Raw genomic sequence first — 15053 nt, 5'->3', positions numbered from 1 at the left:
GCCCTCCGACGGAGGGGACGGCGTACGGGTTCCCCGCCCCGGGGCGCTCTCAACGGCCGTGTTCTTCGGGAGCGGGGCGGAGCCGCCGCCCCTCGGGGAGACGGTGGAGGCCGCGCGGAACGGGCCGCCGCCGAAGCGCACGGCGAGCGGGACCGGTTCGGGGCGTGCGGGAGGCCGGGAGGGCTCGGCTCCGGGTTCGGTGCCCTTCCAGAGGTGGAGGAACACCACCGGCCGACGCGGGTCCTCGGTGGGGAAGCCCGGCCTCTTGCCGGGGAAGGGGCCGGTTGCGCCGGGCAGAACCGACGCGGGACCGAACTCGGCGACCGCCTCCGCCCACCCGCGGTCGGTCTGCGCTCAGCGGCGGCCCCGGCCCGTGAGCGCGCTGCGGTCACCGGCGTCCAGGGCGCGTTCGGGCGCCGGTCGGCCGCGCCGGTGCGCGAGTTCGGCGGAGGCCGTGCCGTGCTCGTAGTGGCCGCCCCGGACATGTGCGCATTCTTCCCGCTGAGCCGCTCCGGCGCCGCCGCGGTCTCTGGGCCCTCGCGAAAGGGATTGACGAACTTGTGTTAGTGAATAACACTTCTTGTGTCGGAACCGGACGGGGAGGAGCGGACGTGGACCAGCGCACGCGCCGCAGACGGCGCAACAGGGCCGCTATCCAGGAGGTCGCCCTGCGCCTGTTCGAGCGGCAGGGCTACGAGGCGACCACGGTCGCCCAGATCGCCCGTGAGGCGGGCGTCTCGCACATGACGTTCTTCCGCTGCTTCCCCTCCAAGGAGGACGTGGTCCTGCGCGACGAGTACGACCCGATGCTGGAGGAGCTGGTCCGCGAACAGCCCGACACGCTTCCGGCCGTCGAGCGGATCCACCGGGCCACCCTGGTCGGACTCGGCCGGGTCTACGAGGACAGCCGGGAGGTGCTGTTGGCCCGTGCCCGCCTCCTGCTGTCCATCCCGGCCCTGCGCTCACGCATCGGCGAGAACCTGGCCTCGGCGAGCACCGCCTTCGAACGCGGTCTGGCCCCGGCCCGGAGTGAGGCCCCCGACCCGATTCCGTCCGGAAGCGGAGCCCCCGACCCGGCAACGCCCGGGACCGAGCCCCCCGGCCTGGAGACCAGGGCCGTCGCCGCCGCCTGTTCGGCGGTGCTGTCCGAGGCCGTCGTCGCCTGGGTGGACTCGCACGGCCGGGACGAACTGCCCGCGCTCGTCGACCGGGCCTTCCTCGCCCTGCGCGCTCCCTCGACCACCCGCCACCGACCCTGAGGACCCCCATGACCGACCAGGTCATCACCGTCGAGGACCTCCGGGTCCGCTACCCGAACGCCGACCGGCCCGCGGTCGCGGGGATGAGCTTCTCCGTGGCCCGCGGCGAGGTCTTCGGCTTCCTCGGCCCCAGCGGCGCCGGAAAGTCCACGACCCAGAAGGTGCTCACCCGGCTGCTGCGCCGCTACGAGGGCGAGGTGCGCGTCCTCGGTCGGCCCCTGCGCGACCGGGGCGCGGACTACTTCGAGCGCGTGGGCGTGGGTTTCGAGCTCCCGGCCGGGTTCGGCAAGCTCACCGCCCGCGAGAACCTCGCCGCCTTCGCCTCCCTCTACCGCGGTCCCGTCGAGGACCCCGGCGAACTCCTGGCCCGGGTGGACCTGGCGGACGCGGCCGACCGCAGGGTCGACGACCTGTCCAAGGGCATGCGCATGCGGCTCAACCTGGCCCGGGCGCTGGTCAACAGACCCGAACTCCTCTTCCTGGACGAACCCACCTCGGGCCAGGACCCGGTGCGCTCCGCCCTGGTGAGGGAGGTCGTCCGGGAGGCGGCCGACCGGGGGTGCACGGTCTTCCTCACCACGCACGACATGGTCACCGCCGACCTGTTGTGCGACCGGGTCGCCTTCGTGGCCGGTGGACGGATCGCCGCCGTGGACGCACCGCGCGGCTTCAAGCTCCGCTACGGCCGCCCCGGACTCGTGGCCCGGGTGCGCGGACGGGCCGCCCGGGAGATGCCGATGGAGGCCTTGGCCGGGGACGCCGAACTCCTGGATCTGCTGAGGCGGGGCGAGGTGGAGACGCTGCACACCCGCGAGGCCTCTCTGGACGAGGTCTTCGCGACGGTCACCCGGGAGAGGCTGTGAACCGCCTGCTCGCGGCCGCCGCGCTGGAGTCGAGGGTCGGACTGCGCTACGGCGTCGTACCCGTGGCCGCCGCTCTCGGCGCCGTGTGGAGCCTGGTCCTGCTCGCGGTCCCCGCCGAGGCGGCCGGGACGGTGGCGGCCTACCTGCTCTTCCTCGACACGGCGGGCTTCGGCGCGCTCTTCGCCGCGGCCCTGCTGCTCTTCGAACGCGCCGAGGGAACGCGTTCGGCGCTGACGGTGACCCCGCTGCGCGCGGGGGAGGGGGTGGCGGCCCGGCTCGCGGTGCTCACCGCGCTGACGCTGCTCATCGCCGTGCCGATGCTCGCGGCGGCGCTGCGGGGCCGCTTCGCCGACCTCGCGCAGGCCCTGCCGCCGGTCCTGGGCGGGGTGGCGCTCACCTGTCTGCTGCTGCTCACCGTGTGCCTGGCGGTGGGAGCCCGCTCCCGGGACCTGTCGGGCTTCCTCCTCGCGGCACCGCTCACCGTCGCGCCGCTGGTCCTGGTCCCCCTCCTGCACGTCAGCGCGATCCTGGAGCACCCGATCCTGTACGCGGTGCCGACCACCGCGGGCGCCGACCTCATCCGCCTGGGGGCCGCGCCCGGCTCCCTGGACGCGTCCCCCGCGGCCCTGGCCGCGGGCACGGTCTACGCCGTGGCGTGGGCGGCGGCCGGGGTGGTCGCCGCCTCCCGCGCGGTCGAGCGCGGAGCCGCCCCCGCTCCCCGGCCGCACACGAACGGCAGGGGTGCGGGCGGGCCCGCCCGGCCGGTCACCGGACGCGGCGGCCTCCCGGCGATCGTGCGCTTCGCCCGCGTCGACCTCTTCGGCACCGGGCGCGACCCCCTGCTGCTGCTCATGCTCGGGGCCCCGGTCCTGCTGGCGCTGGCCATCCGCTTCGCCTTCCCGGCGGCCTCGGAGTTCGTCCTCGGCTCCTACGGGTTCGACCTCGCGCCGCACACCCCCGTGGTCCTGGCGGCGCTGGTCCTGCTGCACGTGCCCATGATGTTCGGGGTGGTCGGCGGCCTGCGCGCCGTCGAGGACTCCGACGAGAACGTCCTGCTCGTGCTGCGCGCCTCGCCGGTGTCCGTGCCCGCCTACCTCGGCTACCGGACGGTCCTGGTCACCGTCCTGTCCCTGGCCGGGCTCGCCGCGGCCCTGCCCCTGAGCGGGCTCATGGCCTCAGGGTGGTCCGCGCCGGTCGCGGTCGCCCTCGTGCTCGCTGCCCTCCAGGCGCCGCTGCTGACGGCGTCGATGACCGCGCTGTCGGCCAACAAGGTGGAGGCCCTGGTCGTGGTCAAGGGGATCGGCGCGCTCCTGGTCCTGACCCCCGTGGCGGCCTGGGTCCTGCCCGCGCCCTGGAACCTCCTGCTGCTGCCGCTCCCGCCGTCCTGGCCCGCCCTGGCCCTGCCCGGCTACGACGCCGGACCGCTGGGGCCCCTGCTGTGCCTGGCGGGCGGGGTCCTGGTCGCCGCCGCGCTGGCGCTCCTGCTGCGGCGCACCGTGCGGCGGATCGAGGGCGCGTAGGCCGACGCGCGGGGAAGGCGTCCCGCCCGGCCCGCGGCTGCGCTCCTGCAGCCGTACGGATCGGGCCCGCTCCCCCCACGGAGGAGCGGACGGGCCCGATCCCGACATCCTCCTCCCGGCGGTCGAACGAGCCGGTTGCCCGAACTCCCCCGTCCGACAGCCGGGCGGACCGGACCCGACCCCGCCGCGGAGCCTAGACCGGCTGGTCGAAGCGGGGCGTGCGCGCGAACAGGTCGGTCACCTCGCCCGACGCCTCGAAGGGGTCCGCGCCGCGCCGGAAGACGATCGCCGGGCCCGGCGCGCCGGGCTGCACCGCGGTGCCTCCCACGGTCGCTCTGACCACGTCCGACCCGGCGCCCCGCACGCGCAGGTGCGTTCCCTCGCGCAGCCCCAGGACGTCCACGTCGTTGGCCTCCAGGAACTCCGTCAGCCTGGTCTCACGGGTCTCGCCCTGGTGCGTGGACCGGGGGTCGGCGTCCAGGTAGTGCGGGTTGATCTGGAAGGGGACGAAGCCCAGCGCGGTGAAGGAGGGCGGCTCCACGATGGGCATGTCGTTGGTGGTGCGCAGCGTGGGAGCGGTGATGTTGGTGCCCGCGCTCGCCCCCATGTAGGGCAGCCCGGCCAGGACGCGGTCGCGCAGGTCGTCCATGAGCCCGGTGCGCTGGAGGGCGGCCACGAGGCGGAACGTGTTGCCCCCGCCCACGAAGACGGCCTGCGCCTCGTCCAGGACCCGCGCGGCCCCGGCGTCCGCAGGAACCCCCGTCGCACGGATTCCGCGCGCCGCGAAGGCCTCGGCCACCCGAGCCGTGTAGGCGGCGTGGTCGCCCCCCGCGAACGGCACGAAGGCGATCGAGTCCCGGCCGTCGAGGAAGGCCTCCACCTCCTCCCACGCGTGGTCGAGGTAGCCCCGGCCGTGGTTGGTCGAGTTGGAGAAGAGCAGCAGCTCGGGCATGGTCCCCCTTCAGGGAGCGGTCGGGCGCGTGGAGGGGCGGGAGCCGTGCCCCCGCCTCCAGTTGCGCGTGGGCGGTGCCGGGCGGCGGTTGGAGAGCAGCCCGGTGAGACCGTCGGCCGCGGCGCGCAGCGGCGCCAGGTGGTCGAGCAGGTCGTCGTCGTGGTCGGAGTGCTTGTTCTCCACCAGCGTCACGGAGCCGACCGCGCGCTTGCCGCCGAACACGGGGACGGCCAGCGCGCGGGACGCGGCGTCGTACTCGCCCTGTGAGAGCGCGTAGCCCTGCTCGACGGCCTCGTCGAAGAGCTCCTCGACCTGCTGCTCGTCGAAGGGCGTGAGGTCGGAGAAGCGGGCGGAGGGGCGCCCCGCCAGCAGGGCCCTGCGCTCAGCCGGGTCCAGGAAGGCGAAGTAGGCCCGGGAGGTGGCCCCGGCGTGGGCGGGGTAGAGCTCGTCGAGGAAGGGGTGGGAGCGGCGCGGGCCCTCGGAGCCGCCGACCGCGGCGATGCAGCGCACGTGCGCGCCGTCGGGGACGCAGAACAGGCAGGTGCGGCCGCTGGAGCGGGCCAGGTCGGCGAGCAGGGGCTCGGCCAGGACGGAGAGGCCGCCCGAGCGCTCCCACAGCCCGGCCATCCGCCACATGGCGGGGCCCATGCTGTAGCGGCGCGTGTCGGGGTCGGCGCGCAGGAACCCCTTGCCCGCGAGGGAGGCCAGGAGGCGCTGGGCGGTCGACTTCGACAGGCCGAACTCGTCGGCGAGTTCGAGGACGCCCCAGCTCGTGCGGTACTCGTCGAAGCTGAGGAGGACGTCGAGCGCCCGGTCGACCGTCTGGAGCGGGCCGGTGCGTTCCGTGGAACCGGTGGACATGGAAGCCCACCCTACGTCCGCCCCCGGGTCCGAGACCCTCGACCTCGGGGATCGAAATGTGATCTTAACTCCCACATAGTGGGAAACCTTTGCCCCGGCGGGTGAACGGGAGGCAGCCTGGGCGTGACGGGCCGGGACGCGGCAGCCGCGCACCGCAGGCCTTTGACCAGCGACACTCCGTCCTCGACGGACGTGAGCCACCCCTGAAGGACACACATGGAACCGTCGGCACCTGGTTCGTCCACCGAACCGCAGACCCCGGGAAGCGCCCGCCACCCGCGCGCGTTCGAACCCGTCGTCGTCATCGTCACCGTCCTGGTGAGCCTCCTCGGGGCCGTGATCGGCATCCACATGATCACGACGCTCGGGGTCTCACCCAACACCAGCGTCATCGGCGCGGTCGTGGCCATGCTCATCGGCCGGATCGGGTTCCTGGGGCTGCGCTCGATGCGCAACACCAACCGGCAGAACCTCATCCAGTCCTCGATCTCCGGCGCGACCTTCGCCTCGGCGAACTCCCTGCTCACCCCGATCGCCATCCCCTTCCTCTTCGGCCGCCCCGACCTGGTGTGGCCGATGCTGCTGGGCGCGTCCCTTGGCCTGCTCATCGACGTGTTCGTGCTGTACAAGGCGTTCGGCTCCCGGTTCCTGCCCGCCGACGCGGCCTGGCCGCCCGGGGTGGCGGCGGCCGAGACCATCAAGGCCGGTGACAGGGGCGGACGCCAGGCGGCCATCCTGGTGGGCGGCGGCGCGGTCGGGCTCGGCGCCTCCTTCCTGGGCATGCCGATGTCGGCGGCGGGCATCGCCATGATCGGCAACGTCTGGGCCCTGCTCATGTTCGCCGTGGGCCTGCTCGTCGCCCAGTACTCCCCGGCGGTCATCGGGATCGACCTCAACTCGATCTACGTGCCGCACGGCGTCATGATCGGCGCGGGCGTGGTCGCGCTGGCGCAGATCGTGGTCATCCTCGCCGGCCGCCAGAGCCGCAGGGAGAGGGAGCGCGAGGCCGCCCGCGACCGCGCCGCCCGGGACGACCCGTCCCTGGCCTACACCGTGGACCGCGCCACCCTGGGCCGGGCCCTGGGCTCGGGCTACGTGCTGTTCGCCCTGGGCGCCCTCGTGCTCGCGGTCACCGGCGGGATCTGGGCGGACATGAGCTGGCCGGGCATCCTCGGATTCGTCCTGTTCGCCGCCGTGGCCGCCCTGGTCCACGAACTCATCGTCGGCCTGGCCGCCATGCACGCGGGCTGGTTCCCGGCCTTCGCGGTCACCCTCATCTTCCTCATCCTCGGCCTGGCGCTGGGCATCCCCGGCGTGCCGCTGGCCCTGCTCGTGGGCTACTGCGCGGCCACCGGCCCCGCCTTCGCGGACATGGGCTACGACTTCAAGGCCGGATGGGTCCTGCGCCGCGACCGCCGCCCCTACACCGCCTTCGAGCTCGACGGACGCCGCCAGCAGCTCATCTCCTCCATGATCGGGTTCGCCGTCGCCATCGGCATGGTCGCGCTGCTCTGGCAGGGCCTGTTCGAGGACGGCGCCGTGCCGCCCACCTCGATCGTCTACGCCGACACCATCAAGGCCGGGCTGAACGACCCCTCCGTCCTGCTCCAGCTCGCCCTGTGGGCCGTGCCCGGCGCGCTCGTGCAGCTCCTGGGCGGCCCCCGGCGCCAGATGGGCGTCCTGCTCGCCACCGGCCTGCTCGTGGCCACGCCCAACGCCGGATGGCTGGTCCTCGCCGGGCTGGCGATCCGCCTGGTGTGGGAGCGCCGCCGCGGCGAGAAGGGCGAACAGGAGATCGCCCTGGTCGGCGCAGGACTCATCGCCGGGGACTCCGTCCACTCCGTCGGCACCGTCTTCAGCCGCTGAACCCGGGAGGAACCATGACACGACTCGGAGTCGTCACCATCGGCCAGGCTCCGCGCACGGACCTGACCCCGGAGATCACCGCCCTGGTACCCGAGGCCACCGTGGTCGAGCGGGGCGTTCTTGACGGCCTCACCCGCGCACAGATCGAGGCGCGGCCGGTCGCCCCCGACGATCACGCCCTCACCACCCGCCTCGCCGACGGCACCTCCGTCGTCCTGGGCGAGTCCCTGGTCATGGAGCGCCTGCCGGGCCTGCTCGCCGACCTGGAACGCGAGGTCGACGCGGTGCTGCTCGCCTGCACCGGCGCCTTCCCGGAGCTGGAGCACGACAAGCCGCTCTTCGTGCCCGACCGGATGATCGCCTTCGGGGCCGCGGCCCTGCTCGGCGACACCGGACGCCTGGGCGTCGTGTGCCCCCTGCCCGAGCAGAGGCGCGACACCGAGGCCAAGTTCGGCCGCCGCCTGCCCGCCGGGACCCGGGTGCTCACCGACGTGTGCTCCCCCTACACCGGCACCCCCGACGACCTCGCCGCCGCCGCGCGGCGCCTGGCCGACGCCGGAGCCGACCTCCTGGCCCTGGACTGCGTCGGCTACACCGAGGGGATGCGCGCCCGCGCGGCCGCGGCCTCGGGCCTGCCGGTGGTCCTGGCCCGGTCGGTGTGCGTGCGCCTGGCCTCGGAGGTCCTGGACTCGCTCGGCGCGCGGACGGAGGCGGCGGCATGAGGATCGGCGTCATCCGGGTGGTCACCACCGACGACCATGAGCAGCTCCACGCGCACGGCCGCGTCATCCGCGAGGAACTCGGCGTGGACACCGTTTCGCGGTGCCTGCCCGACCAGCCCGACGGCGTGCACGACGACGCCACCTTCGCGCTCGCCTCGGCCAAGGTCGCCGACCTGGCCGCGCGCATGGAACGCGAGGACGGCGTGGACGCGCTGCTCGTCAGCTGCGCCGCCGACCCGGGCCTGGCCCCGGCCCGCGCCGCGGTCGGAATCCCCGTCGTCGGCGCGGGGGAGGCCGCGGCCCGCCGGGCCCTGGAACTGGGCTCGCGGGTCGGCGTCCTGGACCTGACCACCCGCACCCCGGCCTCGGTCACCTCCGTGCTCGGGCCCGCCCGCGTCGCCGCGCTCGTGCCCGAGGGCGTGCGCCGAACCCACGACCTGCGCACGGACGCGGGCCTGGCCGCCTCGGTCCGGGCCGCCGAACGCCTGGTCGCCATGGGCGCGGACACCCTGATGTTCGCCTGCACCGGCATGACCACCATCGGTCTGGCCGCCCGGCTCGCCGACCGGGTCGGCGTCCCCGTCGTGGACGCCGTCCGCGCCGGCGCGCGCGCCGCCGTGCGAGCGGCGGAGGGCGCGGCCGAAGGCACGTCCGCGGGCACGGCCGGGGACTGAGCCCGGAACCGCGACAACCCGGTAACGCGCCGACGCGGCAAGCCGTGTCGCCCGCGCGCACAGGCCGCGCGGCGACCACCCGAACGACCGCCCCGGCCGGGGCGCCGACCGCGGCGCCCGGCCGGACCCGGCGGTCCACCACCTGAGAGAGGGAACCCATGTCCTGGAGCCACGTCATCGAGACCCACGACCTGCTCGACACCCCGAGCGCCGACGGGGCGTCCGTGGCCGAGTACCTGCGCCGCCACGGCGCGGCCGACGGCGAGGTCCTCGTGGAGACCGTCGCGGGCGAGGGCGGGTCCACCGACTTCGTCCGGGTGACGATCGCCGGTACCGACGGCGCCGCCTCCGGCGGCTCCGCGCCGACCCTGGGCATCCTCGGCCGCCTCGGCGGCCTGGGCGCGCGCCCGGAGCAGATCGGCTTCGTCAGCGACGGCGACGGCGCCCTCACCGCCGTCTCCGCGGCGGCCAAGCTCCTGGACATGCGCCGCCGGGGCGACACCCTGCCCGGCGACGTCGTGCTGGCCACCCACATCGACCCCGACGCCCCGACCCAGCCCCACGACCCTGTCCCGTTCATGGGCTCGGTCGTGGACCAGGACGTCAGCAACCGGCACGAGGTCCTGCCCGCCATGGACGCGATCCTGTCCGTGGACACCACCAAGGGCAACCGGGTCTGCAACCACCACGGCATCGCCATCACCCCGGCCGTCGTCGACGGGTGGATCGTGCGGGTCCCGGAGAGCCTGCTCGACATCGTCTCCCGCACCACCGGCCGCGCCCCGGTCGTGATGCCGCTGACCATGCAGGACATCACCCCGTACGGCAACGGCGTCTACCACGTGAACTCGATCCTGCAGCCGTCCACGGCCACCAGCGCCCCGGTCGTGGGCGTGGCCATCGTGACCGAGGAGGCCGTGGCCGGTTCGGCCACCGGCGCCACGGACCTGCGCAGCGTGGAGAGCGCGGTCCGGTTCGTCATCGAGACCGCGAAGGACTACGGCCGCGGCATCGCCCGCTTCGTCGACGCCGACGAGGTGCGGCGGCTCCAGGAGCTGTACGGGAGCATGTCCCACCTGCGCGGCGCTGGCGAGTCCGCCGGCTCCTGACGCTGTGGGGAGTGCCGTCCCGCCCGGGCCACGGGGCGGGACGGCGCGTTCCGTTTCCAGGCATGGGCGTCCTGGGCGCCGCCCGAGAGGGTCTGCGGCGCCGAGCACCGCGCACGCGCCGGGGCGCTGCGGCGACACGGTGATCGTCCGACTCCCGCGGAGGAGGCGCGTGCGGTCAACGCACCAAAAGTCGCCCCCACCGAGTCCGGTCACGACTGTTTCCAGTACGGCTGTCTTCGGCTGGAGCCTCTGCAAGCTTGGCGATGCTCGTATTCCGACGCTTCGGAGGGATCACCGTGGGATTCCGTGTCCATGGATCCGCCTTCGAGGGTTCGGTGAGAGTTGCCCCCTGGAGTTCCCCTTCGGGTTGGAAAAGGGTTTCGTTCATCCCTCCGATGTGATCCGAGCGTGTTCCCACTATTTCTCCCTCGGTCTTTCGTGTGAGTTCGAGGAACGGATCGGGATGCTCCTGTCCGACGAGGAGGACCAGGTCGTTCCGCTCCTCTCCCTCTGGCGTTCCCGCCTTCCCCGAGACTTCCCGCACGAGGATCCTGCCAGGGTGTGGGTCTTCCTCGTCTCCGGTGAGGTGTCCAGGAAGGACATTTCCCTGGAGAGGGAACTCAGTGCGGTCGAGGACCTGTGGGCGGGGCTGGACTGTCCGGACATTCTTCTGGACGTCGTCCACCCTCCTCCGCGTTTCGATCACTACGGGCTCAACCTGCCTCACGCGCGAAGGGAACTGGATGCCCTCGTCGCCGGTATGGGCGCATCTTTCGGCGCGAGGGAGAGGTGTACGCGCCGCTCTGTCGAGGGTGCTGGTGCCGACCGGTGGAACGGCGCGGAGAACGCCCGCCCTCGCGTGCTGCCGAGAGGAGTTCCGGGGACCGCGTGATCGAATGTCCTCTCGCCGATGACGCACCAGCACCGCGCGGCACCAAGACCATCGCCGCCCCCGTCGTGGGCAGGCTGGAACTGGCCTTCGAGGCCATGGAGCCGACCGCGGACCCCGGCCCGTCGCTCTTCGCCCACAGCGCCGAGCCGGGTTCGCCCTCCGCGGAGGGCCTGGACCTGCTCGCGAGCCGGGCCGCGACCTCCGAACGCGGGCGGGACGAAGCCCCGGCGGCCGACGAGTACGCGTGCGGATCCACCGCTGCCGGACCCGACCGCCGCGCCGCGCTCGCCGCCGTGCTGAGCGCGGAGGACGCCCCGGCTTCCCCCCGCTCTGTGCACGACCGGTCCGATCCGGGCGCGGCGTGGGATGATGGCGCCCATGGCCGACAGGGACGCACGGGAACAGCGGTTGCGCGACATCGCCGCCATCCGCCGTGTCCGGGACAGGATCGACCGCGAGTACGCCCAGCCGCTCAACGTCGAGGCGCTGGCCCGCGGGGCGCACATGTCGGCCGGGCACCTGAGCAGGGAGTTCCGCCGCGTCTACGGTGAGTCGCCGTACTCGTACCTGATGACCCGGAGGATCGAACGGGCGATGACGCTGCTGCGGCGCGGGGACCTCAGCGTCACCGAGGTCTGCTTCGCGGTGGGCTCGTCCTCGCTGGGCACGTTCAGCACGAGGTTCACCGAGCTGGTCGGCGTGCCGCCGAGCGTCTACCGTCGCGACCACTCGCGGGCGGCGGCGGGCATCCCGCCCTGCCTGGCCAAACAGGTGACCAGACCGGTCAGGAATCAAGAAGCGCGCTCCCCGTAGCCGGACCTAGCGTTGGGGGCATGGACATCACCATTCACCACGCCTTCCTGCCGCACACCGACGCCGAGGCCGCCCTGGGCTTCTACCGCGACCTCCTCGGGTTCGAGGTCCGCAACGACGTCGGCTACGAGGACATGCGCTGGATCACCGTCGGGCCGGTCGGACGGCCCGCGACCTCCATCGTGCTGCACCCGCCCGCCGTCGACCCCGGCGTCACCGAGGACGAGCGCCGCACCGTCCTGGAGCTGATGGCCAAGGGCACCTACACCGCGATCACTCTGGCCACCGACGACCTCGACGGCCTCTTCCAGCGCCTGGAGGCGGCCGGGGCGGACGTGGTCCAGGAACCCATCGACCAGGACTACGGGGTCCGCGACTGCGCCTTCCGCGACCCGTCCGGCAACCTCGTGCGCGTCAACCAGACCGTCTGAACGGGGGGTTCGTACGGCCCCCCGCACGACCCTGCGGCCCGGCCTTCGGCCCGCCCACCGGTCGGGGCCGGTCCGATCGGGGCCGGTCCCGGCCGCGGGGGTCAGCGCGACCGCTTCCGTGCCCGCCTCACCTCGCGGTCCACGGCCCAGGCGTCGGCGACCGGGCCGAGGTGGCCGAGTTTGTCGGGGTTGATCACCCCGTGTACGTTCTGGACCCGCCCGTCGAGCACATCCAGGACCAGCGTCTGGAGGACCCGGCCGTCCCGGTCGCGCAGGAGCGCGCCGGGCTGGCCGTTGACCTCGTGCGGCTCCAACGTCACGCCGATCCGCAGCAGCTCGGGGAAGACCGTGCCCAGCAGCCGCGCCACCCTCGCCGCGCCCGTGACGGCCCCGGCCAGCTGCGGGGCCCGGCCGCCGCCGTCCCCGACCAGCTGCGCGTCGGCGGCCAGCAGGTCCCGCAGACTGTCCACGTCGCCGTTCTCCAGCGCGTCGAAGAACCGCGTCGCCAGCTCCCGCCGCTCACGACGGTCCGCCGCGAACCGCGGCCGTCCGGTCGCCATGTGCCGCCGCGCCCGCACGAGCAGCTGTCGGCACGCCGCCTCCGAACGCCCCACCGCCGCGGCGACCTCGTCGAACCCGAAGCCGAACACCTCCCGCAGCAGGAACACCGCCCGCTCCAGCGGGCTGAGCCGCTCCAACAGCAGCAGCGCCGCCATCGACACCGAGTCGGCCAGTTCCACCGTCCGCGCCGGGTCCTGGTAGGGGTCGCTCAGCAGCGGCTCGGGGAACCACGGCCCGACGTACTCCTCCCGCCGCACGCGCGCCGAACGCAGCACGTCGATCGAGATCCGGGTCACCGCGGCCGACAGGAAGGCCCTGGTCGACGCGGGGCGGGTCGTCGAGCGGTCGAAGCGCAGCCACGTCTCCTGCACCGCGTCCTCGGCCTCGCTCACGCTGCCCAGGATCCGGTAGGAGATCGAGAACAGCAGCGGCCGCAGCTCCTCGAAGTCCTCCACCTTGCCCACGCCGCCCCGCCCCTCTCCCAAGCCCTTCCGCCCGGCCTTACTCCGCGGTACGGGCGGCTCGCGCCGACCGGTCCGACCCCGGGCCCGGGGCCGGAACCCGAAGTCCGCAGCCGCCGGGCCCCGTGCCGGAACCTAGTGGAACTGCCCGGGCTCGTAGCTTCCTGCGGGCTGCCGGGTGATGATGTTGAGCCGGTTCACGGCGTTCATGAACGAGACCAGCATGACCAGGGCGGTGAGCTGCTCCTCGTCGTGGTGCTCGGCGGCGCGCTCCCACACCTCGTCGCTGACCCCGCCCGCCGCGCCCGCGACCCGGGTGCCCTCCTCCGCCAGCTCCAGCGCGGCGCGCTCGGCGTCGGTGAAGACCGTGGCCTCCCGCCACGCCGCGACCAGGTTCAGCCGCACGGCGGTCTCACCGGCAGCGGCGGCGTCCTTGGTGTGCATGTCCAGGCAGACGGCGCAGCCGTTGATCTGGCTCACGCGCAGCGCCACCAGTCCCTGCGTCGCCTTCGGCAGCGCCGAGTCCCTGAGGGCCCTGCCCACGGACATGAAGGGCTTGACGGCCCTGCCCGCGGCCGGGCTGGTGAAGTAGTCGAGTCTCGCGTCCATGGGGTGCTCCTTCGCGGTCGTCGTCGGTTACACCCCCTGAGACGAGACAGCCCGACAGCCTGTGACACGGGTGGTTGTGACCCGGGTCTCCTGTGGGTTCGGGGGTTGGCTGACGTGCCCCCTGGGGCGGGACGGCCCGTCGCCCCGCCACCTGGACGCGCGTGACCCGGGCCCTCCCGCCCGGGAGCCGGTCGACGTGCTCCCGGGCGGGCCGCGCGACCGGTTCCGTCCCTTCCCCCGCGGGGGCGGACGGTCAGCCGCCGTTGGACTGGCGGATCCCCTCGGCGAGCGCGTCGAAGGAGTAGACGAACCCGCCGTCGTCCCCGCTGACGGTCATGTAGGCGTCGGTCGTCCCCGGTGCGATGGCCACGTTGGTGGCCGAGTACAGCCCCTCGGCGGCGTCGGCCGGGACGCCGACCGTCGCCAGGTGCTCACCGAGCGGGCTGTACACGAAGACGCGCGGCTGGCCGTGGACGGCCTGGTAGAGGTTGCCGTCGGCGTCCACCGCGATGGAGTCGATCCGGCTCGTGCCTCCGTCGAAGTACAGGGCGGCGTGGGAGGTCTCCACCTCGGTGCCGTCCTCGTTCAGCGCGTAGTGGTCGACGCGGTTGGCGCCGTACTGGCCGACCCACAGCCCCGAGAAGTCCGCGGTGAACGAGATGCCGTTGGGCGCGGGCAGCTCCTCGGCCAGGACGGTCGCCTCCGCGGTCTCGTGGTCGATTCTGACGACCCTGCCCCGGCGTTCCCACGCCGGGTCCATGACACCGGCCGAGTCGCTGACGTAAATGTTCCCGGCCTCGTCGAAGGCCAGGTCGTCGGGGTTCATCGGCGCGCCGTCGACCTCCCCGGAGAAGAACGTGGTGTGGTCCCCGCCCTCGGGGGTGATGCTGTCGATCTTCCCGCCGGCGAAGTCGGTCAGGTAGAGCCGGTCGTCGTGCGGGCTGAACTGCGCGGAGGTGTAGGCGCTGGTCTCATCGGTGAACACCGGGGTCACCTCCCGGGATTCGGTGTCCACCCCGAGCACCTTGGGCTCCCCGGCGGGGGCGGTGACGTCCACGACGAGCAGGCGCCCGTCGGCGTCGAAGGTCGGGCCTTCGAGCAGGGTCATCCCCGTCTCCTCGTGGACGGAGGTCACCTGGACCAGGAGTTCGGCGGTGCGCTCGGTTCCGCCGTCCTCTCCGTCCTCGCTCGTGGCGGCGGGGGCGGCGCATCCGGCCGCCGCGCCGGTCAGGGCCAGCGCGGCGAGTGCGCGGGCGGCCACCGTTCGTCGCGGCCTGGGGCAGTGCGGTTCCATACGGTTCTCCCTCGGGGTCTGGGATGCGGGATCGGGTGTCAGGGGGCGTGCCCGGCGCACGCGCGCCCGCCGCGCGGCGGGGCGCGCGTGCGCCGGGCACGCCCCGGAGGACGGGGCGTTCCGGAGGAGGGCGCCCGCGAGGGTTCCCGGCCGGAACGGCCGCGCG

Annotated in this window: 16 protein-coding genes; 10 read left to right on the top strand and 6 right to left on the bottom strand. The window is 73.8% G+C overall.

Going from position 1 to position 15053, the window contains the following annotated elements:
* Positions 1-611: 611 nt before the first annotated feature.
* The 3 genes from KGD83_RS17485 to KGD83_RS17475 are packed head-to-tail and all read left to right on the top strand — an operon-like array spanning position 612 to position 3642.
* Positions 612-1259: a TetR/AcrR family transcriptional regulator gene (locus tag KGD83_RS17485; protein ID WP_212640211.1), complete on the top strand. Its 648-nt coding sequence runs from the start codon at positions 612-614 to the stop codon at positions 1257-1259.
* Positions 1260-1267: 8 nt separating this feature from the next.
* Positions 1268-2122: an ABC transporter ATP-binding protein gene (locus tag KGD83_RS17480; protein ID WP_212640210.1), complete on the top strand. Its 855-nt coding sequence runs from the start codon at positions 1268-1270 to the stop codon at positions 2120-2122.
* Complete coding sequence (locus tag KGD83_RS17475; protein ID WP_212640209.1) at positions 2119-3642, top strand: fluoroquinolone export ABC transporter permease subunit; 1524 nt, start codon at positions 2119-2121, stop codon at positions 3640-3642. Before KGD83_RS17480 ends, KGD83_RS17475 begins: the two co-directional genes overlap by 4 nt.
* Before the next feature lie 193 nt (positions 3643-3835).
* Here the strand turns inward: KGD83_RS17475 and pepE are convergent, their stop codons facing one another.
* Complete coding sequence (pepE, locus tag KGD83_RS17470; protein WP_212640208.1) at positions 3836-4594, bottom strand: dipeptidase PepE; 759 nt, start codon at positions 4592-4594, stop codon at positions 3836-3838.
* A gap of 9 nt (positions 4595-4603) precedes the next feature.
* A complete protein-coding gene (locus KGD83_RS17465; RefSeq protein WP_212640207.1) occupies positions 4604-5455 on the bottom strand; it encodes an IclR family transcriptional regulator in 852 nt (283 codons plus the stop codon).
* Between the two features lie 216 nt (positions 5456-5671).
* Here KGD83_RS17465 and KGD83_RS17460 point away from each other — a divergent pair, with 216 nt between their 5' ends.
* The 4 genes from KGD83_RS17460 (at position 5672) to KGD83_RS17445 (ending at position 9826) form a co-directional block, all read left to right on the top strand.
* Positions 5672-7321, top strand: a complete 1650-nt coding sequence (locus KGD83_RS17460; RefSeq protein ID WP_212640206.1) for an OPT/YSL family transporter — start codon at positions 5672-5674, stop codon at positions 7319-7321.
* Positions 7322-7335: 14 nt separating this feature from the next.
* Complete coding sequence (locus KGD83_RS17455; RefSeq protein WP_212640205.1) at positions 7336-8043, top strand: AroM family protein; 708 nt, start codon at positions 7336-7338, stop codon at positions 8041-8043.
* Positions 8040-8717, top strand: a complete 678-nt coding sequence (locus KGD83_RS17450; protein ID WP_212640204.1) for an aspartate/glutamate racemase family protein — start codon at positions 8040-8042, stop codon at positions 8715-8717. Before KGD83_RS17455 ends, KGD83_RS17450 begins: the two co-directional genes overlap by 4 nt.
* Positions 8718-8875: 158 nt before the next feature.
* Complete coding sequence (locus KGD83_RS17445; protein WP_212640203.1) at positions 8876-9826, top strand: DUF1177 domain-containing protein; 951 nt, start codon at positions 8876-8878, stop codon at positions 9824-9826.
* Positions 9827-10001: 175 nt separating this feature from the next.
* Here the strand turns inward: KGD83_RS17445 and KGD83_RS29150 are convergent, their stop codons facing one another.
* Complete coding sequence (locus KGD83_RS29150) at positions 10002-10553, bottom strand: hypothetical protein (protein ID WP_338036917.1); 552 nt, start codon at positions 10551-10553, stop codon at positions 10002-10004.
* Between the two features lie 62 nt (positions 10554-10615).
* Here KGD83_RS29150 and KGD83_RS29145 point away from each other — a divergent pair, with 62 nt between their 5' ends.
* The 3 genes from KGD83_RS29145 to KGD83_RS17425 are packed head-to-tail and all read left to right on the top strand — an operon-like array spanning position 10616 to position 11962.
* Positions 10616-11269 carry an MmyB family transcriptional regulator gene (locus KGD83_RS29145; protein ID WP_338036916.1) on the top strand — a complete coding sequence of 218 codons (654 nt, stop codon included), beginning with the start codon at positions 10616-10618 and terminating at the stop codon, positions 11267-11269.
* Entirely contained in the window at positions 11166-11531 is a 366-nt protein-coding gene (locus KGD83_RS17430) for a helix-turn-helix transcriptional regulator (protein WP_338036961.1), read from the top strand. The genes KGD83_RS29145 and KGD83_RS17430 overlap by 104 nt, the downstream gene beginning before the upstream one ends.
* A gap of 20 nt (positions 11532-11551) precedes the next feature.
* A complete protein-coding gene (locus KGD83_RS17425) occupies positions 11552-11962 on the top strand; it encodes a VOC family protein (protein WP_019611340.1) in 411 nt (136 codons plus the stop codon).
* A 101-nt stretch (positions 11963-12063) separates the two neighbouring features.
* Here the strand turns inward: KGD83_RS17425 and KGD83_RS17420 are convergent, their stop codons facing one another.
* The 3 genes from KGD83_RS17420 to KGD83_RS17410 all read right to left on the bottom strand — a co-directional run bounded on the left by KGD83_RS17420 (position 12064) and on the right by KGD83_RS17410 (position 14887).
* Entirely contained in the window at positions 12064-12987 is a 924-nt protein-coding gene (locus KGD83_RS17420; RefSeq protein WP_212640201.1) for an RNA polymerase sigma-70 factor, read from the bottom strand.
* A gap of 132 nt (positions 12988-13119) precedes the next feature.
* A complete protein-coding gene (locus KGD83_RS17415; RefSeq protein WP_212640200.1) occupies positions 13120-13593 on the bottom strand; it encodes a carboxymuconolactone decarboxylase family protein in 474 nt (157 codons plus the stop codon).
* Positions 13594-13846: 253 nt separating this feature from the next.
* Positions 13847-14887 carry an SMP-30/gluconolactonase/LRE family protein gene (locus KGD83_RS17410; RefSeq protein ID WP_212640199.1) on the bottom strand — a complete coding sequence of 347 codons (1041 nt, stop codon included), beginning with the start codon at positions 14885-14887 and terminating at the stop codon, positions 13847-13849.
* Between the last annotated feature and the right edge of the window lie 166 nt (positions 14888-15053).

This window comes from Nocardiopsis akebiae (genome assembly GCF_018316795.1).
Taxonomy (GTDB): Bacteria; Actinomycetota; Actinomycetes; order Streptosporangiales; family Streptosporangiaceae; genus Nocardiopsis; species Nocardiopsis dassonvillei.
Note: the sequence above shows the minus strand (reverse complement) of the source record. Positions and strands in the feature narration are given on the sequence as shown.